Genomic DNA, 23564 nt, shown 5'->3' on the forward strand with positions numbered 1-23564 from the left:
AAGGCCCCTTACATAACCGCCGCGCCAAGGTCGCCGATCATCGGCCGGGCTGCAGGCCCGCCGGTTATCGTGATCTTGATGCGGCCTTGCGTTGCGGTGATCGCCGTTGCTTCACGCTTCTGCTCGACCCACGCGGCATCAGACAATGGCGAAGTCGTGATAAGGGGCATCGCCTGCCAGCTATCATCGGCCTTGTCGTATTGCATATTGACGGTCGAACCGGTCGGCAGCTTCGCCTTGAAATAGCTCGTCAGTTTGACGGCTGTCCCGAGGTTGAAAGCCCGGCAAATGTATGTTCCCGCAGTCGCGATCGTTCCGGTCAGGAAGAGAACCGGGGCATAGAGGATCGGCGACAGCTTTTCAGTTCCTTTCAGGATCGCCCGAAGCTGAACAGTTTCCGTGACGAACTCGGCAAGCTGAACGACCTGGTAGGGAAGCATTTGAATGACACTTCCGTTTGCCCGGACGACTTCAAAGACGACGCTGCAGTCAGACGACGGGATTTCGACATCCGCCCGGACCTGCAGATCGCTTGCGTTGACTATGTTGAACGACCCGAGGGGGACGATCTTCGTCAACGAAGTGAACTTCGCCGCAATGATGCGGAAAGTCAGGTCGTCGTTTTGGTGCGGCGTCCATGTCTGAGCATTGGACGACGAGAGTAGAACGCCCGTCGTGTAGGGCTGCTGCCCGACGTAGCTTTGACGAGCCGCGTCGAAGGCGCCGAGCGAGGCTATCGACAACGAATGATTTGCATCATCCGTCTTGACAACGATCGCGCTTGCGCGGTCATCCAAGGTCAGGACCGGCAGGCTATAGCGGGCGGACTTCCATCCGACCGTTGCCCCTGCCATCGGGACGAAGGCTTCGGCATAGACTTCCTCAGTCGGGAAGCCGGTTTCAACCGTCACCTGATGAACAAGAAGGCTGTTCCCTCCCGACCCTACTGCGCAAAGCCGAATGTCCACGCCGACGACCTGGCGGGGTTCAGGCGGCGTGAACGTCTGCGCGAGGGGATCGCTTTTCGATGCCCCGCCCGCGCCGTTGTTACTGTTGTTGCCCGAGTTCCCGCTCGACGTGTTGCGAACCGACTGTGTGACCGCCGGACGCGTCCAACGTTCGATTGTTGTCGACTGACGCACTACCGAAATCTCGATGACCCCTGCGCCGGTAAAGGCCGCATAAGCCATCGTTCCGCCCATCCCCTCGGCGACGATCTTCTTCGTCCCCGCGGTAATGTTCGCCGGGATGTTGAACGACCCGGTGATAATGCCTTGAGCGTTCGCCGTCTGCGCTCCGGCAGGCTTTACGTTGACGCCGTCGAAGGTCAGCGTTTTCAGGATTTCCCCGGCGCCGAGGCCGTCGATCTTGAAGGCGACGGCGATCTGCCGCAGGAATTCCGCTTGCTGTTCCCGGTTGTCGACGACGGCGGTCGAGGTCGATGACACGACGAGCGGGCCGTTGTCAGATCGAACCCCGCGGTTAAATTCGAGCGTCTGCGGCGAAGCCCAAACCGTTTGCTGCTCAACCCAAAAATCGACCGACGGCGTCAGCGTCATCGCTGCCGGCATCGGAACAAAGTTCTGATAGGGGTTGATCTTCATGCAACCCGTCGAAAGTTCCTGCCCGACGATGACCTCTTCGACCCAATCAAGCATGACCGGGGCCGTCAGGGTCGTCGTGTAGAACGTCGGCGTAATGGCAAGTTGCATAATGCCCTCGCCGATCGCCGCCGTCTGAACCTCGCCGATATCCCGATAATAATCGGAAGTGAACGGGTCGACGAACAGCCCCTTCTTTGCGGTCGGCTCGCGCTGATCGATCCCGCTTTTCAGCCGCTCAAGCTGCAAAAGCCGCTCATGATCGAAGACGCGATTGAAGATGCGCCACATTTCCGCATAGGGGACTGACCGGATGCCGCTATTCGTAACGCCCGGCTTATCCATCCAATTATTATTGATTTCGGCGAGAGCCAGAAGGTTCGCCGGAACAATCGGGGGAAGCGGATTGTCGCGGGCCGAAATGCCCCGGATGTATTCAGCAAAGCCGGTTTGGTTAAGGCAAAGCTGATCGATCCGCGGCAGTTTGAAATCATAGCCCAGGACGACAAGCGCCCCGGTTACGCCGCCGGAAACCGTAATCGAGGTATCGGTCGAACTATCCGGCGTGACGAGCGCCAAATATTGATACTTGACCGTATAGCTCGAACTCGTCGCCGGCTCGGCGCCGGCAGGCGACCAATCGACAGTGTCGCCCGTCCGAATGTAGCTTGTCCCCGCAACGTAAACCGTCGCCCCCTGCTTGACCTCGATGATCGAACTAACGCTGTTGTTCGGCAGCGCATCGGCGCCGCCAGCGACCGACCCACGCGTTACGGTCGCCGTCACTTCCTTTGTGACCAGGACCGAGTTAATCGCGGCGATCGGCTTGCGGTTAACGGCGAATGTTACCGTCGTTCCACCCGGCCATGTACGAGGCTCGCCGGCGACTTCCTCAACATCGAAGTCCTCTTCGTGGGCGATGCGAAGGGAATTCAGGCGGGTCCGTTTGAACCCGTTGATATTCGCTTCGCCTTCCTCGATCGAAAAGACCTGGCTGTCGTCGAGCTTGCCAAGGGCCGTGACCCTGCAGCCGCTGACGATGTAGCTGCCGTGGGCGCCGCGGTCATAGGCCGCGACGACCGAATTGATCCCGTCAAGCGACGGGGGCGGCGTCTGATCGATGATCGTCCCGTCCTGCATGACATAGACCGGAATGAAGTCGCCTTCGCCGTCGTCCGTCCGCAGCGCCCAGGATATCGAAACAACTTCGCGGGCGGCGCCGGGCTCGCCCTGCGAAACCTCGCCGTCGACGAGGCCGAGCAGTGTCGGGTCGTCTTCGCTGTCGATGTAGGTCGTGACAGTCCTGACGCCGATTTCGACAAGCCCCGTCAAGGGAACGTTATCGAGGACGAGGGCCGCGACCGGAAGGACATCGCCGCCGACATAGATGCGGCCGGCCGTCAAAATGACCTGCGCGACCGTCGGCTCTTCCGCTTCTTCCGGCGTAACGACGGCGGCAGCGCCTTCGACGCGGTCGCCATCCTTCGCGATCAGGCGACCGAGGCGGTTATGCCGTCCACGGATGACCGTCTGAACTTCGGTCAGTTCAGCCGATTGAATGAACTTGTCCGAGAAGACGAGGCTTTGCCATTCCGGGTGTCCCTCGGCCCGGTCATAGGCGTTAGGAATGCCGCTCTTATGCTCGTAAGCCATTTAGAACCTCAGAAGGAGTTTCAGCCGCTCGCGCACTGTCGCGCGAAGCGGGATGTTGATTGCTTGCGTTGCGATGCGAACGCCGCCGGTCAGTTCGTCCGGGGCAAGCCAAAGACGCCCAGGCTTGACGCCCGGGGCCAACTGCCCGCCGAAGACGATCTCGACCGTCTTTGCTTCGATCCCGCTGCCGTTACCGGCGTCGGTCATCGCCTCGATGAAGATCGATCGCCCGGTCGGCGACGCGACATATTTCGAACCGCCGAAAGCGTATTGCCCGTAAAAGTCGGGATCGATCTGCCTGACGGCGCGCGTCCGGCGATAGCCGATGACCGCGCCGGAGCCGTTCCGCAAAGCGACGTAACCGACCCGGCCTTCGAACCAACTTGCAAGGGCGATCTGCCGCTGCGCCCGGGCGTCCGACGCCCAAGGGAAAGTTGCGTCGCTCCAAGGGAAGGACATGCTTTGCCAAGTCGTCGACGACGCATTGCTGACCTGCGTCAGTAGCGGGCGATTAAGCTGCTCGGGGATGATCGGGAAGGGACCGACAACGCGAAGATACGATTGACTTGTACCGTCATCGAAGGTCGCAACGATGTTGTTCTGACCTTCCGGCAAGATCAGCGATAGAGCATCCGCGGCTCGATGCCCCGTCAGTTCATCGCCGCCTATCGGTGAGGTCACTTTCGTTCCGACCTCGATCTGAAATCCGAACAAGTCGACGACGAGCGTCGCGCCTGGCGTCGTCAGGGTCAGGTCGAGCCATTGCCCGGCAACCTCGCCCGCCGTGAACGGCTGCCCCTTGATCCGAACCCATTGGCCGGCGGCCATCTGCTCGAAGAAGTCTTGCAGCCCGGCATCGCCGCCGCCCGCCGTCAATCCTGACGAACTGACAAGGCGCGCGAAGAAGGAAACCGAATAAGTCGTCCCTTCTTCGAGCCCTTCGGCCGCAACGAGGAAAACCCGGCCGGCGTTGCCTTCGAATAAGACCCTGATCGCCTCGTCCCCGCCGAAGGGATCATCGACCCCGACGAGCGTAACGGTTGCGGCGTCGGCGTCTTCGAGCCGGTTGACCTGCGGCTTGAACTCGCAAAGGCGATCGCCAGCCTCTTCGATGATCGCGCCGGCATCGGTCGCGGCGATTTCGTCGACATCGAATTCAAACCAATTGCCGGCGAGGTCGAAATGCCATTTCTTCGATGGCCGCAAAAAGTCGATCGCATCGTCGAAGTCGATCGGGCTTTCGTCGATGATTGCGGTCATCGTCGAGAAGTTGACCGAATAGTCGAAATCGGCGACCGGCGGCTGCCAGTTGTCGAGCGCCAGGCCCTCGGCCTCGGCGAGTTCGTGCGAAAGTTCTGTGACCTTCCCGAATGACCACAGCGGGCCGCGCCCATTCAGGCGGACGCCGCTTTCCCGATCGAGGATCGAGGCGTCAAGCTTCGTATAGTCGCCTTCGAGCGCCGGAACGTCATAGCCGTTGACGCCACGCCGGAAGTCCGACCGAAAAGGCGCCGAAAGATCGACGATCTTCTCGATCCGCTCAAGGTTCGGAACGTCGGCCGGCGGAAGGCTTTCAAGATAGACCTGAAAGCTGTTCCACCAATTGCGGCGGGGCGAAGCCTCGACGATCGACCCCGGGGCCGAAACCCATCCGAGCCCGCGGACGACTGCGGCGAAGGTGTCGCGCTCGATCTGCCAGACGCGGCCCTCATCGAGCAGCGTGTAGGCGTTCGTGACATACGGCGTCAGTTCAATCAGGCCGTATTCATAAAGAAGGAACTGCAGCCAAGTCGGCAGCCGATGACCCTTGACATCGCGGATCGCCGTGACGGCCGATCCGACCCGGGGTTCGTATGCAATCGCCTGTTCGAACGCGCGCATAAAAGTCGAGCTTGAATGCGGCGGGTGAAGCGATTGGACGGCCATGTTAGGTGTTCTCCCCGGCGATGGTCAGCGTTACCGTCCCGAAGCTTGCGGCTTCATAGGGCGGTTTGATTATGTCGGCGACCGGCTGCGATACGGCGACCGAATAGACGCCGGGGATTTGCAGCCGCGCCTTGATCCAATCGCGTGTAAGATCGCGGCCGAGCCCGCCTTCGGCCGCCCAGGCATCGCGCAGCGCCTTTTCGGCGGTCGCTGCAAGATTGGTCGGCAAACCCGGAACAATCGTCAACGAAGCCGCGATGTTGGCGACCGTCGTGACGGCCGATCGGACAACAACGGCGCCGTTGACCATCCGATTTTCGGGCAGGTCGAAAGCGGCTTGAACGGTTGCAATCAGGGCCGCATCTGCTGCCCCGTCGCTGTTCGTCGAGACAATGGCGACGTAAACGATCGGCGATCGGTCGACGCGATATGCAATCGCGTTGGCGACCCTGATGTCTGCGGACATCGAAACATAGCGATAGCGGGCAAGCGATCCGGTATTGCGGGCGCTGACCGCGTCGAGAATTCGGGTTCGGAAGCGTTCGTCGCTTTCCTGATACATGCGAACGAGCGGCGGCGAGGCGTTCGCCCCAACGTGATCAAGATCACTCCCCGTCGCGTATGCCAGAAGGTTCGCCCGAGCCGCGAAATTGATGCGGGAGCGAAGCAGCATTTCGCGATAGCCCGCGACCTGCATAACCTTGACCGCCGCGCTGCTTTCTAGCGCAAGGATCGGCTCGATCGAAGGGAAGCGGGCGACCAGGTCAGTCTTCATCGAAGCAACGATCGCCTCGAAGGAAATCTCGTCGACGACAGTCGGGTCGGGCAGACCCGCAAGAAATGGATCGGCCATTTATGAAACCTCTACACTGCCGCCGCTGCCGCCGAGGACAGTTATTCGACGGGCGCCTTCCGGCGTGAAATCACCGAGCAGCGCCCGGGGGCGAAACTCGCCTTCCATGTAAACCCGCAGCTTCCCGTCGCGGCCGACGCTTTCGGGGACGACCCTCGTCAGCCGATAGCGCGGTTCCCATTGCTCGATTGCGCTCGCCATTGCGGCGAAGAACGGAACGACGGTCGAAGCGGTCAGGTTCTCGCCGAGGAAGCGGGGGACGGCGCTGCCGTACCATTCCCGCATGACACGTTCGGCGAACGACGTAATAAAGAAGTCCTGAATTGACTGCAGGACATGCGGCCAGCCGGAAATATCCCCGCCGGTTTCGGCGTCTATATCGATTGAGGGATCGACAGCCATGCCGCATGTCCTTCTGCTTTAGTCCAAGAAGCCGGCGGCCCTATTCAGGGCGGCGGCAATCTCGGCCTTTGTTGCGTTGGTTTTGACTTCGACGACCTTGTCCTGCGCCATCCAAATCAGTTCTTCGCGCGGGTGATCGTGGGGAACGATCCGCTCGGGGAAGGTCGTCGGGTTCGCGTCAAGCACAAGCTCGGCGCCGTCGCCGACAGCCGGCTCGACGACGCGGACATGACTGCCGACGATCGCGATGACGATCCGGGGGAGAGGGCCGAGGGCGCCGAAAGTAATTCGGACCTCCCCGCTTCTTTCTGTGATCGCGCCGACATGAGCGCGGGCGTCCGCAGCGATGCGCGCCCGCAAGAGTTCTTGCAGCGTTTGCATGTTCGTCCTTTCAAGTTTGGGGCCGCTGTTATGCAGGCGGGCCGGTCAGGTCGCCGCCCTTCAAGACATCGGTATGCTCGTGATCGCTGCCGATGTTCTTGCCATCGTGGCGGACAGTTCCGCCGGTCGTTTCAACCCCGCCGCCCGATATCCTGTGTTCGACCCCGCCGACATTGAAGACGGCGGCGCTTTCCGTGATCGTCAGCGAGAAGCCGCCGATCGCGAATTTGATTTCGTCCCCTTTCAGGTCGATCCGAACGCCGCCCAAAGTCAGCGTGTGTTCGTCAGCCTTGTCGTTTGGGGCGGCGTTCTTGTCGCTCCAAGTCATCGGCAGGGCTACCGCCTGGCGGGCATCGCCGCCGGGCGCGACGATCGTCATGTTCTGCCCTTTGCTCGGGGCAGAATGAATTTTCAGGTCGCCGGCAATTTGGGCGTAGGGAACCTTTGCGGAAATGAACTTCCCGTCGTCGCCTTCGCCAAGGTTCAGCCGGACCCAACCTTCTTTTGCGTTGACCTCTTCAACTGGGCCATGCCGAACCATGCCGGCTAGCCGCTTTTCAAGGGATGCGACGCGAATGAACAGATCGAGAAGCGGGTTCGACATTAAGGCGCCCCCGGCAGGTTCTCGTTGACCGTTGCAGCGTTGTCGACCCATCCGTCGGGCGAAACAACCTGTTCGGAAACCCAAACGCTGCCCTCGCCGCCGAGCGGCAAGACGCCGATCGCCGTCGCGGCCTCGTCGTTCAGCCCGATGATCGAGGATAGAACTTTCCAATCGGGAACGGCGTCACCGGTGATGGCTGCTTCGATCGCCGGGGCAAGCGGCGCGACGACAGGGTCGGCCTTGACCTGGGCGATGAATTCATCCCAAACGCCCTGCGGCGCAAAGCCGAAGGCCGGCTCGAAAAGCGGCTGAACGGAAATGACGATCTGCGCCGCAGCGAACTTGACGCCCTTCTGCGCGCCGGCCCCGCGCCGGATTAGAACCCGGCTCGCCTGCTGCGCGATCCTGCGGAACATCTTGCCCCAAGCGCCGCCGCTGTTCGGTTCGAATAACGCCCGCAACGCCTGCCGCGTAATGATATTGACGGACAGTTCCGTTCCCGCGTCGGTGTGCGGGATCATGACCGCCAGGTCGTCGCCGTCGTCCATCTTGACGGCCGATCCGACAGCGACATCGATGACGATGTCGACCTGCCGGGAACCTCCCCCGGTAATGTCGAAACCGGTTATGTTGAACGTCTGATCGTCGGTCGAAACGACAACGAAGGGCTGCGGCCCCTCTTTGATCATGTCTTCGATCGATGAAATTGCACTGTCGAAGACGCGGTCGCCGGCTGATGTCGCCCTGACAAGCGCATTCTTTGCGCTCAAGCGCAGGGCGAGCGGGACGATCATTCGACTGTTTCCTTCGTCAGATAAAGCGCGATGTCGTCGCTATCAAAAGGTTCGACATGCTCGACGGCGTAAGTCGGGCAGCCCGGCCGGTCGATCAGTTTGACCAGGTCAGACTTGACCGGCATGAAGCCGATTAAAGCGGCCTCGGCCGCGGTGATTTGAACAACTGCTTCGGCGAAGACCATGCGCAGGGCGCCGCGGCTTTCGCCCGAAATGCGCTGACCGCGCAAATCGTCGGTTGAAGGTTCGAGGGAAAATATCCCCCGAACCGTCGCTTCTTGTCGGGAGGCGTCCGGCTGCGATGCGATGTATTCGTTCGCAAGGCGCGGCATGATGCGGACGGCCTCCGAAAAGACCGCGTTCGCTGCCCGCCCCGCGAGCGCATCCAATCGCTGCCAGATCGACCCCATGACTTAGAAGCTCCCGTTAAGACGGACGCGGCCGATGTCGGACGGGTTCGCCGCATCAAGCAAGGCGACGCCGACCTTCGTGTTAGTTCCGACGGTCGACGTAAACAGCTTCGCGGTGTCATCCCAATAGATCGCGACGCCGGCCGTCCATGCCTGGGCGGAAGTCTTCGCAACGTCGAAGACGCCGTCGAGTTTGGTTTCGACCTTCTCGCCGGCCTTGGCCGTGAAGGTTGCAACGCCGACGATGCCGCCGACCTTCAAGCCGCCGCCCGAAGCAACGTCGTAAGGGGCGGTTAGCGTGACGACCTGCCCCGGCTGAACAAAGTTTTTCATATGCGTTTCCTCGCATGTTGAACGGATGAAAAACAAAAGGGCCGGTGTTTAGCCGGCCCCTTCGTCGATGGTGTTCAGTCAGCCGATTATTGACCGACGTTCTTCGCGATGTTGCGCCAATCCATCGTCTTCGCGCCGACATCAAGGCGGGCCTTGATCTCGATGCCGTCGATGTCGAAGCCCGTCCGGGTTTCGGTGTAAACGCCGCGGTTGCCTTCGAGATAGGCAAGTTCGACGATGTCGGCCTGCGCCAAGTTGCCGGCCGCGTACCAGGCGTTTGCGTTGCCCGCGACGACGATGTCGTCTTCCGGTCGGGTGATGCCAACATCGAGGCGGCCTTCGGCGATGACCTTCAGCTTCAGGCTATCAGGAACAACGTCCGACGCTTTCGTCGCGACGATCTGACCGATAAGCTGCTCGGCTATGGTCTGCAGGCCGACAGGAACGATCAGATAGCTCGGCATCAGGCCGAGGACGGTCTTGCCATCAAGGCCGGTCTGCTTCGCGAAGCCAGTCCGGGCATTGGACAACGATGCGACCGCAATCGCGCCGGCCGTGATGATGTTGCCGTGATCGGCATGGAACAGCGTTTTACCGTCGCCCATAACCGGGTTTGCCAGGATTTGCGCCCAGACAAGATCACTTTCAAGCTGCGCAGCCTGAACGCCGAACGCCTGCGGGATGCGGGTGAAAGCGTCAAGATCGTCGTTGACAATCACCTGACGGGTGATCGCTACGATTTTACCGTAGGTCGCGATCTTATAGCTTTCCTTCCCTTCGCCGAGCGAACCGCGCTTGAACTCGCCGTGTTCGTTGACCTTATTCAGCGCCGGGGCTTCGCCGAGCGCCGCGCGGGTGATCGCCTTGAAGTCGGAAACGGTAGTTTCGCGAACGAGCGGGCGGAAGGTCTGCGGGGCGGCCTGATAGCCGGCGCGCAGAGTGGTATTCGCAACATTGGCGAGGATGCCGCCGAAGTCGCTTGTCGTAAGCATGCCGCCCGAGCGAACCGCAAGCGCCTGCTGTGCGATTTCGTTGCGGGGCATACCGCGAGTGTTGACGCCGTTCGCTTCGAGAATATCGCGACCGATTTCAATCAGGGTCAGGCCGCGGAAGTTGCGGCCGTCGGTCGTCAGTTCGACGCCTGCCGGGTTTGCGCGATGCTGCAGGGCGTTCGTGATCGCGGCTGCGCGCTGCTCGGCGTTGCCCGGCCCGGCATCAACGCGAACGTTGCTGTTCGTCGGTGCGCCGCCCTGCTTGGCAAGGTGATCGAGCAGATGACCGCGGAACGCGTCGACAGACGTGTCCTTGCCGGCATGCTCTTCGCCGAGTTCGACAGCGCCGACAGATGCGGCGAGCGAGCGGATCGTCGCCGTGCGGGTGCGCTCGGCGCGAAGGGCGTCGGCGACGGCTGCGGTCGTTGCAGCGCGGACAGCGGCTTCGTTGTCGCCCTGATTGCGACGGGAAGTAGCGTCTTCGTCTGCCAGGCGGCGTTCCTCGGCGGCGATCTCGTCTTTCTTCGACTTGATGTCCGCAGCGATTGCGGCGTGATCGTTCTCGATCTTGCGGATCGCGGTCGCTTCCATGCCGTCTTTGACTTCGGCGAGCTTGTCGGCTGCGCGTTTTTCAAGGGCGGAAAGGTCGGCGCGAAGGACGGCGAGAACGCCCGCCATATGCGGGGCATAGTGGACAACAACGTCGCCGAGGCTGCCGATCGCATGGGTCGCGGCGTGAGGAACTGCGGCGAAGGCTTCCGCCGGCAGACCGACGCAAACGATCAGTGCAGCGGCAAGCGTGAAGGCTACCGCCATGAACGAAGAACTCTTCTTCATCTTACATACCTTTTCAGGGTTGTTGTGCCGGGGCAATCAACCGAATTCCTACGGCCCCGGCGGGCGCAGGCGGTAGGGGTTTCAGATCAACGGGCCGACAGCGACCGCATCCGCATCCGCGCCAAGGCGGCGGCGCTGTCGTCGCGCAATCCGATGAATTCGCAAGGGGCAAGGCGCTTCTCGTCCTCTTCCCGCTTCGCCATTTCCGACCGGATCATCGAACCCGCATCGGCCGGAACAGGAACGGCGGAAATTTCAAGCGGCTCCCAATCGACGACGCGCCAAATGGGAACCGAACCGTCGTCGCTTTCGGTCTTTTCGACCCGATGAATGCGATAGCCGACGCTGATGTTGCGGATGATGTTCGCCTTGATGTTGGCGACGATCCCGGCATGTTCCGGGGCGACCGACAGGGCGACGCGAGCAATGCCTTCCCCGCCGACGATCTTCGCCGAGCCCGAGACGACAGCCCCTATGACCGATGACAACTGCCAGTCGTCATGCGTATCGAGGAAAGGCGCTCCGGAGTTCAGTCGATCGAGGCGAATGTTCGAAGCACTGACGACAAGTTCTTCGTCATAATAGCCGTCATCCCGCCAAGAGTAGCGACGGACCTTTGCGCCCGTTGTCCAAACGCATTCGATCGAGTTCGTCGCCTCTTCGAATGAAGCGGCGCGCACTTGTATGTTCCGCCGCTCGGGCGGCAGTTCGATAATCTTCCCCTTCATTGGGAAACTCCTGTCTTTGATGAAGCCGCTATTCGGGCGGCGTTGAACCGCCGCCGTCGTCGAGCGCCTGTTTTTGCCCGTTCGCCGACTGCTTCCGGGGATCGCTGTCGAAAATCAGCTTCCGGTCGTCGAGTTTCTTGTTCGTTTGCTGGTACTCGTCGAGGACTTCGTCGGCGTCATAGCCGCGTTCCCCGATCGCTGCCGACAGCGGCTTCAGGCCGTTCCGAACTTCGAGAACCGTCGCCCTGGCGTCCTTCTCAGGATCGGCCGAATACATGCGCGGCGTCATCCAACGAACCGGGATGTCGGTCGACGGGATCAAGCCGGCGAGGAAGGCCGCTTCGCAAAACCATTCCCACATCGGTTGCAGCAACATCGGAATGACGAACAACCATTGAACGGTTTCGATCATGCGGATGAAGGGGCCGAAACCCATCTTCGAGGACGCATAGTTCGCGCCGGACAGGTCATGCGAAAGCAGCATGTAAGGGATATGAAAGCCGGCCGCGATCGTGTGAAGCGTCGCCTTCTTGTATCCCTCATATGACCCCGTCGCCGCCGGCTGATTGAACTTGACATCCTTCCCGCCTTCGGCGTGGACGAACAGACCGGGTTCAAACTTCTCGACGACAACCCCGTCGCTATCCTTTACCCCGAAGGATCGCTGTTGATCCGGGTTCAAGGCTGCGCCGAGCGCGAAGTCTTGATCGTCGCCGCCGAGAATGACGCCGACCATGCAGGCTTCGAGTTTCTTGCGAATGATTTCCGCGTTCTCATACGTCCCCAGGTCAAACAGGGTCGACATGACCGCCGAGCCCCAAGGAACGCCCCGGACCTGCGTCCGATGCTTCGGGTAAACGTGGGCGATTTCCGAAGCCGGGATCGCCTTCGACGACCGGTCAAGGGAAAGGCCGAGATACGAATTCCCCGGATGTTCGGAAAACATCCAATACGCCGTTCTCGATCCGAGGGCGTCGAACTCGATGCCCTGTATCGAGACGCGACCGTCGGAAAGAACGCCCTGCTTTGTGCTATCGAGCAGGTCAGTTTCGACAACCTGATATTGCAGCGGAACCGGAAGCTTATCCTCAAGTCGACGACGGCGGCGGCGGACAAACCCGTCGCCGCTTTCGATCATGCCGCGAAAGGCAAGGGCCGAAACGCCGTAAAAATCAAGCTGACCGTCGGCGTCGCACTTCTTCGCAAACTTGTCGAAGAGCGCATTGATTTTCTTGTCCTTCACGGCGTTGCCGGTGTTTGCCCTGGGGATGATCCCCGTCCCGATGACGTGCGAAACAAGAACGTCGACAGCGTTCGCGGCGTGCGGATTGTTGCGAACGAGTTCGCGCATCCCATCGCGCAGCGTGGCGGCGGCCCGCTCGATTTCGCTATCGGCCGAGTTCGATGTTCGATGCCAATCGCCATTGAGGCGACCGCGGGACGCGCCGTCATATGATCGCGCCATGATTTCGATTGCTGCGCGGCTGCGGACGCGTTTCGCAGCCCTGGCGGGATCGATATAGCCGATCGCCCGGTCAAGAAGGTTCATCTTCATGGGCGAACCCTTCCGAACGTTGCCAGCGTCACGCCCGGCCGGCCGCCGTTCTTCTTCCTGTAAAGCCAGTTAAGGCGGGCCTTCATGTCGGCGAAAGACGGATATTCGACTTCCTTTCGAACGCCGTTCGTCTGCGTGACGACTTTGCGAACGCCTGTCGCGATCGCCTCTTCAAGCCCGGCGATCTGTTCGTCGATGTTTGACATCTGTTTTCCTTAAAGATAGCCGCCGCGGCGCTTGCCGCCGAGGAAGCCCCCGTCGCGTTTGGCAGGTGCCGTCGGCGCCGTGGCTGCCCCTGCGGTTTCGAGTTCGGGCTCGGGTTTCAGATCGCCCCGCTTCGGCTCGAGCGCGGGCCTTGCCTGCGCGCCGGGATCGTCGCGAAGGCGTTGAATGCCGATCATGTAGGCCGCGGCGTATGCCAAGGCCTCGCAGTCGAGAAAGTGGTTCTGCTTGGATTTGACGACCCAAGTAAAACCGGCCCCGCCGGCCTTCTTCGTTCGGGCTTCCGAAACGATCTGCTTGCAAAAGTTCTCGTCGATCCGTTCGAACAAATGCCAGCCGCCCGGCTGATCTTCCGGCCATCGAACTCGCTCATGAACCCATGACTTGAAGAAGTCAGTCGACAGTCGGACGAGGTCCAAGCCGTATTTGGCCCGGCCGCCCTTTGCGTTGACATCGATCCGATTGACCGACAGCGGCGTCGGGCGAGTTTCGAAGCCCTTCGTCGCGTAAACCGTCCGGCTATGACGCCGGGCGAATTCATAGACCTTATGCTCGGGAACCGCGTCCTTCTTGCCCGGGCGGAAGCCGGCGTCGACGAAGGTCCGAACGACATGCATCGCGCCGAAGCGCGAGCCGATCAGTTCAGCAAGCGAGGTCCAAACGTCCTCTTCTTCGGTCGGCCCCCAAATCTCGCCGCGCGTGATCAGCCAGCTTTCAGAGCGGGCGCCCCATGCGCGGACGACATAGACGAGGCGGTTCTTCTGAACGTCGACGCCGCAAGTCAGGATCAACGCGCCGGCCGGAACATCAAATTCCTTGTAAGGCAGCGCGAGTTTTTGGATCGCATCCCATTCGGGAACATCGCCGCCGATCGGTGTGAACAGTTCCCCGCCTGCAGCGTTTGTCGCTGTCTGCAGCTTGTCCATTTCGCCTGACTGGATTGCCGTCAGCATGCGCTCGGCGCGCTGCCCGAACGTCTGAAAAGGAGAGCAAAGTCCCGAAGTCCATTGCGAATAGACGTTCGTGTCGGGAAGGTTCCGATCCGCCCGCGCGTCCTCGATGGTCTGGCCGGGCGCGATCGCGAGCCCAGTCTCGTTCATTCGCTCCTTGTGCTTGTCGACGATCGGCTCGACGCAGCCGTAGGGGCATTGAACATAAGCTTCGCGCCTCGCCTGGGCGGGCGTTCCCTTCCGGTTGTAAACCAGATGCTTCAGCATCGGGACGAAGTATTCGTCGCAATGCGGGCATTGCCAGGCGAAATGGTGCCGCGTTCCAAGCTGAAATTGCCGCCAGGTTGGCGACGGAATTTCCTCTTCGGTCCCGACCTTGAACATTTCGATCCCTGAAACCGGATCGATTTCAGTTTCGACAAAGCCTAGCGACGCCGTCGAAACAAGGAAGGTAACGAAATCGGCGTGTGTATCGCCGCGCGCTTCGAGCAGCCCGAGCGGATCGCCCTGCCCCTTAATGTTGGCGATCATTTCTTCATACTCGTCGACGATGCCGAGGGCGGCGGGATCGGATTTGATCGCTGTCGACGATCCCGCATGCGCGAGGCGGATCGAAACGCCGTTGACGATCTTCTTTGTCTTCTTCATTCGCCGACCGCGGACGACCTTCGCGGCGAACCCGGCCGCTTCGTCGAACAAGCCCATAAGGCGCGGTTCGAACTGGTCGGTATTAAATTCTTTTGACGGGCCGACGTAGATGATCGGTTTCGGCCGCGTATCAAGACGCTCGCCGATGACATCGAGGATCGTTTCGGTCTTGCCAGACTGCGCGGCGGTCACGCCTACGACCTTGACATACCGGCCCGAGGTCACAGCGCGACCGATCGGGATCATGTAAGGGGTCAGTCTCGGGTTGCGGGGACCGGGGACGCCTGTCGTCGGCGGGTAAATTCGGTTGGCGGCTCCCCATTCGTCAGGCGTCGTCGCCTTCGCCACCCGCAGAAAGCTCGCCGCCCTCTCGAATAAACTTGGCAGTTGCGGCGAGTGCTTCCGCGATGCGGTTTTGACTTTCATGGGTTTCGGCTTCCAACTTGCGACGAAGGTCCATGTCGCGAGTAAAGCGGGCCGGCAGCCCTGCAAGCTCGTTGCGGAACTTCGCGATCATGATGTCGATCGCCGCATAAACGTCCTCTGTCGGGATCAATTCCCGGCGCCGTTCGGCTAGGCGCATTTCGATTTCGGCGGCCTTCGCTTCGTGCATCCGGTTTTGATGCGCCGACTTCGTCGTCCTGGCGTTCTCGTCCCGCAGGAACCGGATGTAAGCCCTGACCGCGTCGTCGAGGACATACCGGCCCTTCGCCTGCTTCGGGATTTTCCCGTCCTGCGTCAGCCGGCGCAGGAAGGCGCCGGAAATGTCCAAAAGCCGGGCCGTCTGGTCGCTGCCGAGCGTCTGAGCTTCTTCTTTCGGGGCTGCCTTTTGGGCGGTCTTCGGTGCGGTTCTCGCCTGCGCCATTTCGATCATCCAAAGGGTAAGGGCGGGTCGCCAAGGGTCGCCCCGCTCGCAACCGCAACCAATGTTTTCAAAAAACAAAAATCGCTCAAAAGCCGGGGGGCGGCGGTCCCGCACCCCTACCCCCACCTAAGTCGGTCCCTACTCAGGGGGGGGTGTGGGTCGAGGTGTTACGTATGCGATATACTCGGTCGTGGATGGGAGGGCCGACCCTGCGCCTAGGAGGAAAGGATGAGCGCAGGGTCGGCGTCGGGTCAGCCGGGGAGGAGACGGCCGACCTCATGGGCAACGCGGACAGGAAGCATCATCGCAACGGTGGACTGGAAGACCTTTGCACTCTCGTCCTTGACCATCTCCTCTGGCACAGAGGGACCGTAAAGGACTTCGATAGGGTTGCTGTCGCGAGTGGCGCGATGGAAGACATGCCCGTTCCCGACAGCTTTGCCGGATCGGTATGTTCCCGCGAATATGAAGGTTCCGGGGAAGCGTTGAACCCTGCCCCACACTTTAGCGCGAACGCCCCATGACAATTGCCGGGCGTTGAACTCGTCGAGCGGGATCGGCCTGCCCGTTGCAATGATCTTGCCTTCGAGGGCTTTCCCGCTGCCAGGCTTGACCAGTTCGCGCTGGATTGATCTGCGGACAGTTGCCGACTTGATCGAGGACTGTTTCGCAATGGTGCGGATGACGCGACCTTGAACGGTTGTCGTTACCCTGTTCACTGCTTGGGCGAGCGCCTTGTGCGCGTCGCCCTTTCCGAGCGCCCCTAACTGATTTCCGAAGTTCCGCAGGATGTCGTCGCTCTGCTCGATCGTAATCGTAGGGATCGCCATCTGTCGTGCACCTCGTCGATTGAAGCCTGCCTCTACATAACCCTCGTCCGCCGTCTTGCCTTTGGCGATGGACTGAGCGAACTTCTCGTGCCGGGCGTTTTTCAGGACTGGCATGACAACCTTTGGAGGATGAGATGAGCGGTTTTACTCAGAAGGAAATCGACGCTGAATTGGCTAGACGCAAGTCCGGCGACACATGGGAGGATGCCCCATCTACGGTACCCTGCATGCATTGCGGCCATCCAGTGAGCGCAGCCAGCACCACCCGAGATTTTCCCCTTTGCGATGCATGTGATGGCGATTGAAAGCACTTGGCCACCCGCAGGGATCGCCTGACACTAGCCAAAATCACGAAGGCGAAACGTGATATGGCCGAATTCGTCGTCGAAGTCCGCTTCCCCGCCGTTTACTTCGAGGAGCTTGCGAAACTCGGCCGCGGTGATGAACCCCGCAGAGTTGATCAACTGGTCTTGGATTTCTTCCAGTGACGGACGGTTGTCCTCTTCCCACAGCTTCACGACGAGCTCGCCCAGCTTATGCGACGACCACTTCGTTTGCGTCGTCAGAACCCACGCCTTGCTCATGGCTCAACCTCGCATCCATGATAACCTTCTCGCCAAAACCTTATAACCGGCTCATGGGCACGGAAATACCTCAACCATCGCCAGGTAGCGGGCAATTGGTGATGTGGAATTTCGAACTGCAAGTTCGATTTGAAAGTCCTCAGGGCGTCACGAAGGCCACAAAGAACACTATCGTACCGCTCTTCATTTTCTCGCTATCGGATGGACCAAAGCATTATCCAATCGGTACGATTCACAACGATTTAGCATTGCGCTCGAACGGTCGGCCACTCATACACAACGACATTCATCCTATGTGGACTTGGCGAACATTGAAAAAGACCTCGGTATTCATCTCGGATGGAAATAGCACCGGAGACCAAGCTATTCGGATCTTCTTTCGCCCTGATGGTGGCCATCGCATTGAATGCTACATTGGCGTCCAGATTGGCGACGGCAGATCTCATTGGCGCGCGCTAGCATTCCGGCAATACCGCCTTAGAGAGAGCATCCTCGAGAGTTTTGGCAACGTCATACGAGCCGAGCTTCGCAACGCCCGCCGCAGAGCCCTCTACAAAGCCAACCGTATGTCGCGCTCGGCTGACCAAGGTTTTGGCTCCAAATGAAGCGGCCGCTACTACATTTTCAGTATTGCATATATGCCCTCCAGAGCGAGAAGCGAGCGCATTGGCCAAGCGTAGCAAGCTTGACTTAACTTGGGCGTTTACGCTTTAGTCTCGCGATGTAAATACGTTCCATTCTTCTCGTCCAGCAAGGCGCAGGCCTCGGCGGTGCGAGTTCGGGAGGGGCGAAGCAGTATTCACCAATCACCAGCTAAGAATTGCACAGACGGAAGCGTCCCCTCGTCTGCAGGATAGAAAAATGCCTTTGAAAATATCGACCGGGTTGAAGAAGTCCATTCAGGATGAAAAAAGCATCTCCAAGGCTGATGTTGAAGACTATGTCTGGAATCACAAACCGCACGAATGCTTTCTGTGCGGGACCCTTTTGAATAGGGCATCGGATGACATTGAGATCGATCACAACATCCCTGTCAGCGAAGGCGGCAGCGATGAATTCAATAATCTGAACCTCGTTCATATTGAATGCAATCGGTACAAGCGAAACCACTCCAGTTTTGACGTTCGGCCACACCTAAAATTCAAGCGTTACTATGATAGTAAGATGGGGCAAGTCCGCTTTGGAGGGGCCCGTGACTTCTTTGAGATGGAGTCGTCCGACGTTTACTTCAAACTCGCGCATGACGGCAAATCAGCCACTATAGAATCAGAATCCGAAGCCATAACCGTTCCCGTCTTTGCCGAGAAAGTCTCGCAAAAGGATCAGTTGTTCTGCTTTGCCGACCTTCCAATCTCCTGCATAAAAAATGACGATGACATCCAGCCACGCGAAATCAAACTGAACCACCTTCTGGCGATTTCGGCCGACTTGAAGAAAAATCCTCTTCATGAGCAACCAGCTGTTCGACTTGTCGGCCAGACCGAAAAGAAAGATTTACTGATGTTTGACGGGCAACACAAAACAGTTGCCCAAATGTTGAATGGCAAGACAAGGTGTACCTTTAAGATTTATATCAATATTGCGAAAGATGAAGCTGTTCAGCTTGTAAACTCGATCCAGGCAAGAATAAAAAAACTTCCGCTGACGCCATTCGAGCTAGCATCTAAAATGTCTGATGAAGTCAGAAGGAAACTCGAGGCCTACGAGGATCAAGTTGGTTCGACTGAAGTCTCTGAGGAAGGCTTTATACAATGGCTCGACACTGCCGATCGAAGCAGAGCCAAAAGCGGCATCGAGGCCGCTGTTATTGATGGTGTAATTGGAGATGAGGAACTTGCATTCATAAAACTAATTGAGAGCAAGGGCACGGCAAACACCCTCAATGATTTTTCGATAAAGGAAGCAGCCTTCCAATCGAATGTGTTGAAGACGTTGCTGCACACGAAACCCCTTTCGGCAAGCTTTAAAGGGGATGGGATGAAAGACGCCCGGGAGCGAGAGCGCCGAAACGTTCTTAAAATTCTCAATCTCTGCTACACAAAAGGGTTTCTTGTACTGCCTGACAGAGACGCAGCGGCAGAACAACGGCGTATAAAAAAACTCGTCTACCAAGCATCGCTGAAGCAAATGTGCGAGATAATGCTTCAGATTGTGGCGAGTCAGTTGATGGTCGATAAAAATCTTGTGTTAGTCGAAAAAGCCTTGGACGAAACGTTGACAGAAAAACTGTCTGGGGCAGTTGAAAAATTCTTTGCGCATCCCGTCTGGACTTCGGACCTGACTACAGGCGCGAAAGCACAGGCTTTTCAGGATGCCTTGTCCAAGAACCAGAACATTGAAGAAGCTTTTAAAGCGGTTAGCTTAACCGCTGCGTATTGTGCTGGGCTTGAAAAACTTCCAAGCAATTGGGCTGGCAACTGATCTTGTAGCCGTCCTCGGCGGAGAAGTCTGCAATACCCTTGGGGATTAGGAATTGGCGGGAGGGTTTCACCTCTGCTTGACCCTTTGGTCGCTCCCGCCAACCTCTTCCCTAGTCTGTTTCCATCTGAAGATTCGCTCGACTTCCTGCTTTACGATCGCGCCGGCGACTACCCTTTTCAAGACGCTTGATCAGCGCCGCGAGCTCCGGGCTATCGGGGTCATGGAAGGGCTTGGCGTCACCCGAAAGCCAGTGCATGTCGTGCTTGGCTGCAGGTGTTCTAACCTTATCCAAATCAGTAGCTGAATTCGGCATCATTGGCGACACCCTACTCCAGTCAGGCTCTTGTAACGATTGATGAAATTTGATCAGCGCGCCAGAAATGCTTTGAAATTCATTTTGAAGCCTGCGCTCTGCCGTCCTACGAACCCGGCCAGTTTTCTGGCAGAAATCGCGGAATGATCCCGCCACGTGAGGTGCTGCAAGGCAGATCGCCCACTTGCCGAGGATGATCCTACGCTCCTCGTCCTTCACATAGTCCAGGAGCCAACCGTACATGACCTCCTCAGCCCTGGATATGGCGGCCGCGCTCGGGCGGTACCGGATGACGATGTCTACACGGTCCATCGGCTCGGGCTGGATGTCGGGCCAAAAGCTTCGGACAGCCGCCGGCCGAAGAGACCGGACGTCGAGGTGAAGCATGGTGTCGGCAGCCTCTACGAACCTTGCTCTTACGATCAGGCTGGCGTCGGCGACCACCGCCGCTTCTTCGGATAGGTCGTCAAATCGCAAGGCGATGTTCTGGTTCATCAAGGATGCTCTCCAATCGATCGTAGATGTAGGATCTGAGTGTTGCCCGCACCGGCCAAGGGCGGCGAGCTACGGCCTTTCCACGCAATATGCCCAGTGGAATGGTGTCGAAGGCATCTAAAACCTCTGAGGGTCTATCCAGTGCCCAGTCCTGACGCTGTGCAAGGATGTCGGAAATTGCCCCTATCGTCTCCGACCACAGCTCGTCGCGGTTGTTCTTGGTCTGCTTGATGCAGCGGAGAACAAAAACGAGATGGCCGTCCCCGTACTCGTTCCGGATCTCGTGCATCGTGCCTCGGGCATGGCTTTGCGCGGCCGCACGACGTCGATAGACCGGCACCAGTTTGATGCCGAGACCGTCGAGCAGTGCGTCGAGCTTGCCTTTGCTCACACAGCTGCCCTCCTGCGCTCTACCTCGATCTTCCTGCCCTTGCGAAAGACTGGCTTGAACAATGCGTCGGCCGAGGCATAGCGTTCCATTCGCTCACCATCTCGGCGATAGTTGCCGTTCATGTATGCCAACAGGTGCTTGGTGCAGGCTTCGAGCGCGTCCTCTCGGGTGGAAAAGATGTGCGAACGCTCTCCGCCAGTCAGAAGCGGCTTAGGCTTTCCGTCCTTGGCAAAGCGCATCATGACCCGGTAGCCACCGGGAACAGCTTGTGGGTATGCTGCGAACTCGTTCATGCTGCCTCCTGATAAAACTGTTGAATTGCGTAATCGCCCCATTGATCGGCCATCGCTTCAGCCATGCCGGGAAAGAACCGGCTGCGCTCCTTCCCGCGCTGTTCTCCAGGCGGCATCCGCCAGACCCGATTCCACGTCTTCCACTCGGCCGTATCCTTTGATGGCTCCTGAAGGCGCTCCGTCTCCTGAAGTCCCGGAAGGTTCCGCAAGTACCAGCCGGTGCCCTTGTATTCGGGATGTCCAAACCAGAATGGCTGAACGATCTGGGGCCGAGGGAGGTCGTTCGGCATCCGAGCGGTGGCAAGGTCATGCATTTCAGGGTTCTCGATCGCCACTCGATCGATCGGCGCCCGCCAGCAGGAAACGAACAGGTCAACACCGACTTCGAACTCAGCCTTCATGCTGTCCCAAGTGCGTCCTTTGGGTAGCTTCTTGGGTGGAGTCATGTTCCCCGGGCCCGACAACCACCTCCGCCCGGATCTGCACAGGCGAGTGCATGGCGGGTGAGCGACGATGAGCAGATCCCAGCCATCGGAGAGATAGTCACGCACGTCGCCGCGGATGTGCCTATTGCTGCCGTTCTCGGCCGGAAGAATGTCACAGGACCATGCGTTGTGGCCGCGATTGAGGAAAGCATTGCGAACCGTGCCGGTAAACTCGCAGGCGACAAGCACCCGGAGCGATCGTGTCGAGCTACGCGTCTTGATCGGGAAGGCAAAGGATGTCTGCATTAGAACATCCTCTGCTGCGAGGTCTCGGCCAGGTCGGTGAACATGGTTTTGCCGCCGTTCCAGCCGACTTCCCGGCGCTGCGGCCAGCGGGTGTGACGGGAGAGAGCCAGGACGAGCTCGGCCTTGTCCTTCACCGTCGACATTACGTCTTCCCAGATCGGGTGGAGGTCGGAGGCATCGGCAGGCTCGAGCTCCTGCAGGATCGGCTCGGCGCGGAATGGAATGATGACGTGGTTGGCGTCCTTCTCGCATGCGCCGAAGAGATCGCCGTATTTCGGCCGTCGGCTGATCGCGGACATGTACGTCTTCTTCGAGATGTTCTTGTCGGTGTTTTCGAAGGTGTTTTTCTTGAGCTGGGAGGCAGCTACGATCGGTGTCTTGGTATCCCCCGCCTTGAGCTTGAGGCGGCGGGTGACGAGCGGCGCGAACTCGGCGTCACTCATGCGGCTTGAGCTGCTGTCGCGCTCGACGAGGCCGACGTGGTCTACGACGCCCATGCAGCCCGGATGACGCTTGGCGAAATCGGCGTAGTCCCGGTCAAACTGGCGAAGCGTCATGCTGTCGTCGCGGATGAAGACGCGTTCCTGCCAGGTCTCGGCATTTCGACGGGCGTTTTCCAGCTGCTCGTATTCGGCATCCGAGACCTTTCCGCGGATCTGGCGCCATGCCTGGATGTCCGTAAGGCGGGACAGAGCGCGGTGGGCGAGCTCGTCAGCTTTCATCTCACCGGAGTTGATCCAGACAGGGTGTCCGTTGATGGCAGCGCCGGCGACGATCTGCTCGATCAGGCTGGACTTGCCCTGCTTTGTGGCGCCCCCGATGACAATCAACTGCCCCGGCATGAACGGCCCGACCATATCCATCAGCGGTTTCACGCCGTAGTCGATGCCAGTGGCCGCCCTGCCCTGGTAAGCGTTGGCCGTGCTGTCGAGCGCTGATCGCGCTGCCTCGGCCAGTGTCTTCGTCTTCTCCTCGCCGTGAAGCGCGCGGGTGACGTCCTCGAACTTTGCCTTAAGCGCCTCGAACTCGTCCATGATGTCGAGTTCTTTGGAGTAGGCAGTTCGCTCCATCTTCTGGCTCAGAGCGATGCAGGCACGCCGGGCTGCAGTTTCGATGATGGCCCGTGCGTAGTCCGGAGCGTTCAGGACGTTGACAGCCTCTCGTGTGAGGCGGGCCAGATACTGCGAGATCGTCATGTCACCGACCTGGACGTCGTCGACGTAACTCTTGACCGTGACAGTGTTCGCTACCCGGCCCGCCTTGCGCAGCGCGCTGATTGCTTCGAAGATGTCGCGGTGCAGCCGCTCGTAGAAGTGGCTGGCCTCGATCGGCACGCGGAGAGCGTCAAGCGCATCGTTGTTGACGAGGATGGCGCCCAACAACGCCTGTTCTGCCTCAACATTGCAGGGAACCTCCTGCTGTTCTCCGCCGTGGCCGAAATGATCGGCCAACTCGTCGGCTGTGAATCTGTCTTCCGGTCTCATGTCGCGCGGATGGGCGTTCATGCTGCCTCCTCATCTGGTTCTGTCTGTTTGGGAGGGATCGTCGCGCCTTCGATCCGGCGCTGCGCGATGTCGGCGTAGTCGGGATTAAGCTCGATCGTGATGCTTTGAAGGTCTCCGAGACCCCGGCAAGGAGGAGATGTCCCCACGCAGTCGACGGAGCCCGTAGGCATCTGGCGCATCGTCTCGATGCAATCACCGACGTGGATGGTGCAACGACCGCCGAGAATGGAGTGCGTTTCGATCATGC

At 59.4% G+C, this 23564-nt stretch carries 25 protein-coding genes; 2 read left to right on the plus strand and 23 right to left on the minus strand.

The genetic code is table 11. The annotated features are described in order from the left end of the window. Positions 1 to 8: 8 nt before the first annotated feature. The 17 genes from AC1D2R_RS22975 to AC1D2R_RS23055 all read right to left on the minus strand — a co-directional run bounded on the left by AC1D2R_RS22975 (position 9) and on the right by AC1D2R_RS23055 (position 17168). Positions 9 to 3254 carry a DUF4815 domain-containing protein gene (locus AC1D2R_RS22975; protein WP_477970820.1) on the minus strand — a complete coding sequence of 1082 codons (3246 nt, stop codon included), beginning with the start codon at positions 3252 to 3254 and terminating at the stop codon, positions 9 to 11. Then, entirely contained in the window at positions 3255 to 5135 is a 1881-nt protein-coding gene (locus tag AC1D2R_RS22980) for a hypothetical protein (RefSeq protein ID WP_477970822.1), read from the minus strand. 46 nt (positions 5136 to 5181) lie between these two features. After that, positions 5182 to 6033, minus strand: coding sequence for a baseplate assembly protein (locus AC1D2R_RS22985; RefSeq protein WP_477970824.1), 852 nt, complete (start codon positions 6031 to 6033; stop codon positions 5182 to 5184). After that, complete coding sequence (locus AC1D2R_RS22990) at positions 6034 to 6435, minus strand: GPW/gp25 family protein (protein ID WP_477970826.1); 402 nt, start codon at positions 6433 to 6435, stop codon at positions 6034 to 6036. It abuts the gene before it with no gap. Between the two features lie 18 nt (positions 6436 to 6453). Then, positions 6454 to 6816 (minus strand): hypothetical protein, encoded by a 363-nt coding sequence (locus AC1D2R_RS22995; RefSeq protein WP_477970827.1) that lies wholly within the window; start codon positions 6814 to 6816, stop codon positions 6454 to 6456. 28 nt (positions 6817 to 6844) lie between these two features. Next, positions 6845 to 7420: a phage baseplate assembly protein V gene (locus AC1D2R_RS23000; protein ID WP_477970828.1), complete on the minus strand. Its 576-nt coding sequence runs from the start codon at positions 7418 to 7420 to the stop codon at positions 6845 to 6847. Continuing rightward, complete coding sequence (locus AC1D2R_RS23005; RefSeq protein ID WP_477970830.1) at positions 7420 to 8214, minus strand: hypothetical protein; 795 nt, start codon at positions 8212 to 8214, stop codon at positions 7420 to 7422. Before AC1D2R_RS23005 ends, AC1D2R_RS23000 begins: the two co-directional genes overlap by 1 nt. After that, positions 8211 to 8624 (minus strand): hypothetical protein, encoded by a 414-nt coding sequence (locus tag AC1D2R_RS23010; RefSeq protein ID WP_477970832.1) that lies wholly within the window; start codon positions 8622 to 8624, stop codon positions 8211 to 8213. The genes AC1D2R_RS23005 and AC1D2R_RS23010 overlap by 4 nt, the downstream gene beginning before the upstream one ends. Before the next feature lie 3 nt (positions 8625 to 8627). Continuing rightward, positions 8628 to 8957, minus strand: coding sequence for a DUF2190 family protein (locus AC1D2R_RS23015; RefSeq protein WP_477970833.1), 330 nt, complete (start codon positions 8955 to 8957; stop codon positions 8628 to 8630). Positions 8958 to 9043: 86 nt separating this feature from the next. Continuing rightward, positions 9044 to 10786 carry a phage major capsid protein gene (locus tag AC1D2R_RS23020; RefSeq protein WP_477970835.1) on the minus strand — a complete coding sequence of 581 codons (1743 nt, stop codon included), beginning with the start codon at positions 10784 to 10786 and terminating at the stop codon, positions 9044 to 9046. Between the two features lie 86 nt (positions 10787 to 10872). Then, entirely contained in the window at positions 10873 to 11514 is a 642-nt protein-coding gene (locus tag AC1D2R_RS23025; RefSeq protein ID WP_477970837.1) for an HK97 family phage prohead protease, read from the minus strand. 28 nt (positions 11515 to 11542) lie between these two features. After that, entirely contained in the window at positions 11543 to 13069 is a 1527-nt protein-coding gene (locus AC1D2R_RS23030) for a phage portal protein (RefSeq protein ID WP_477970839.1), read from the minus strand. Further along, positions 13066 to 13275, minus strand: coding sequence for a phage head-tail joining protein (locus AC1D2R_RS23035; protein ID WP_477970841.1), 210 nt, complete (start codon positions 13273 to 13275; stop codon positions 13066 to 13068). Before AC1D2R_RS23035 ends, AC1D2R_RS23030 begins: the two co-directional genes overlap by 4 nt. Positions 13276 to 13284: 9 nt before the next feature. Then, positions 13285 to 15315 (minus strand): terminase gpA endonuclease subunit, encoded by a 2031-nt coding sequence (locus tag AC1D2R_RS23040; protein WP_477970843.1) that lies wholly within the window; start codon positions 15313 to 15315, stop codon positions 13285 to 13287. Further along, the gene (locus tag AC1D2R_RS23045; RefSeq protein WP_477970845.1) at positions 15215 to 15754 is read right to left on the minus strand and encodes a hypothetical protein; all 540 of its coding nucleotides are present in this window, start codon (positions 15752 to 15754) and stop codon (positions 15215 to 15217) included. Before AC1D2R_RS23045 ends, AC1D2R_RS23040 begins: the two co-directional genes overlap by 101 nt. Before the next feature lie 251 nt (positions 15755 to 16005). Next, entirely contained in the window at positions 16006 to 16698 is a 693-nt protein-coding gene (locus AC1D2R_RS23050) for a phage tail protein (protein ID WP_477970847.1), read from the minus strand. Between the two features lie 224 nt (positions 16699 to 16922). Continuing rightward, on the minus strand, positions 16923 to 17168 hold the full coding sequence (locus AC1D2R_RS23055; protein WP_477970848.1) for a hypothetical protein: 246 nt from the start codon (positions 17166 to 17168) through the stop codon (positions 16923 to 16925). Between the two features lie 17 nt (positions 17169 to 17185). On the opposite strand from AC1D2R_RS23055, the gene AC1D2R_RS23060 reads away from it, so the two are divergent. Beyond that, on the plus strand, positions 17186 to 17773 hold the full coding sequence (locus AC1D2R_RS23060; protein ID WP_477970850.1) for a hypothetical protein: 588 nt from the start codon (positions 17186 to 17188) through the stop codon (positions 17771 to 17773). A 256-nt stretch (positions 17774 to 18029) separates the two neighbouring features. Further along, a complete protein-coding gene (locus AC1D2R_RS23065; protein ID WP_477970852.1) occupies positions 18030 to 19589 on the plus strand; it encodes an HNH endonuclease in 1560 nt (519 codons plus the stop codon). A 109-nt stretch (positions 19590 to 19698) separates the two neighbouring features. Here AC1D2R_RS23065 and AC1D2R_RS23070 read toward each other — a convergent pair whose 3' ends face one another. From AC1D2R_RS23070 to AC1D2R_RS23095, 6 genes are read right to left on the minus strand one after another with little or no spacing between them, the layout of a single operon-like run. Beyond that, the gene (locus AC1D2R_RS23070) at positions 19699 to 20397 is read right to left on the minus strand and encodes a DUF6362 family protein (RefSeq protein ID WP_477970854.1); all 699 of its coding nucleotides are present in this window, start codon (positions 20395 to 20397) and stop codon (positions 19699 to 19701) included. After that, positions 20369 to 20788 carry a hypothetical protein gene (locus tag AC1D2R_RS23075; protein ID WP_477970856.1) on the minus strand — a complete coding sequence of 140 codons (420 nt, stop codon included), beginning with the start codon at positions 20786 to 20788 and terminating at the stop codon, positions 20369 to 20371. Before AC1D2R_RS23075 ends, AC1D2R_RS23070 begins: the two co-directional genes overlap by 29 nt. After that, on the minus strand, positions 20785 to 21081 hold the full coding sequence (locus AC1D2R_RS23080; RefSeq protein WP_477970858.1) for a hypothetical protein: 297 nt from the start codon (positions 21079 to 21081) through the stop codon (positions 20785 to 20787). The genes AC1D2R_RS23075 and AC1D2R_RS23080 overlap by 4 nt, the downstream gene beginning before the upstream one ends. Continuing rightward, complete coding sequence (locus AC1D2R_RS23085) at positions 21078 to 21812, minus strand: hypothetical protein (protein WP_477970859.1); 735 nt, start codon at positions 21810 to 21812, stop codon at positions 21078 to 21080. Before AC1D2R_RS23085 ends, AC1D2R_RS23080 begins: the two co-directional genes overlap by 4 nt. Beyond that, a complete protein-coding gene (locus AC1D2R_RS23090) occupies positions 21812 to 23317 on the minus strand; it encodes a DnaB-like helicase C-terminal domain-containing protein (RefSeq protein ID WP_477970860.1) in 1506 nt (501 codons plus the stop codon). The genes AC1D2R_RS23085 and AC1D2R_RS23090 overlap by 1 nt, the downstream gene beginning before the upstream one ends. Continuing rightward, on the minus strand, positions 23314 to 23562 hold the full coding sequence (locus AC1D2R_RS23095; protein WP_477970861.1) for a hypothetical protein: 249 nt from the start codon (positions 23560 to 23562) through the stop codon (positions 23314 to 23316). The genes AC1D2R_RS23090 and AC1D2R_RS23095 overlap by 4 nt, the downstream gene beginning before the upstream one ends. Positions 23563 to 23564: the final 2 nt, after the last annotated feature.

The organism is Rhizobium sp. P1_C7 (genome assembly GCF_056406295.1).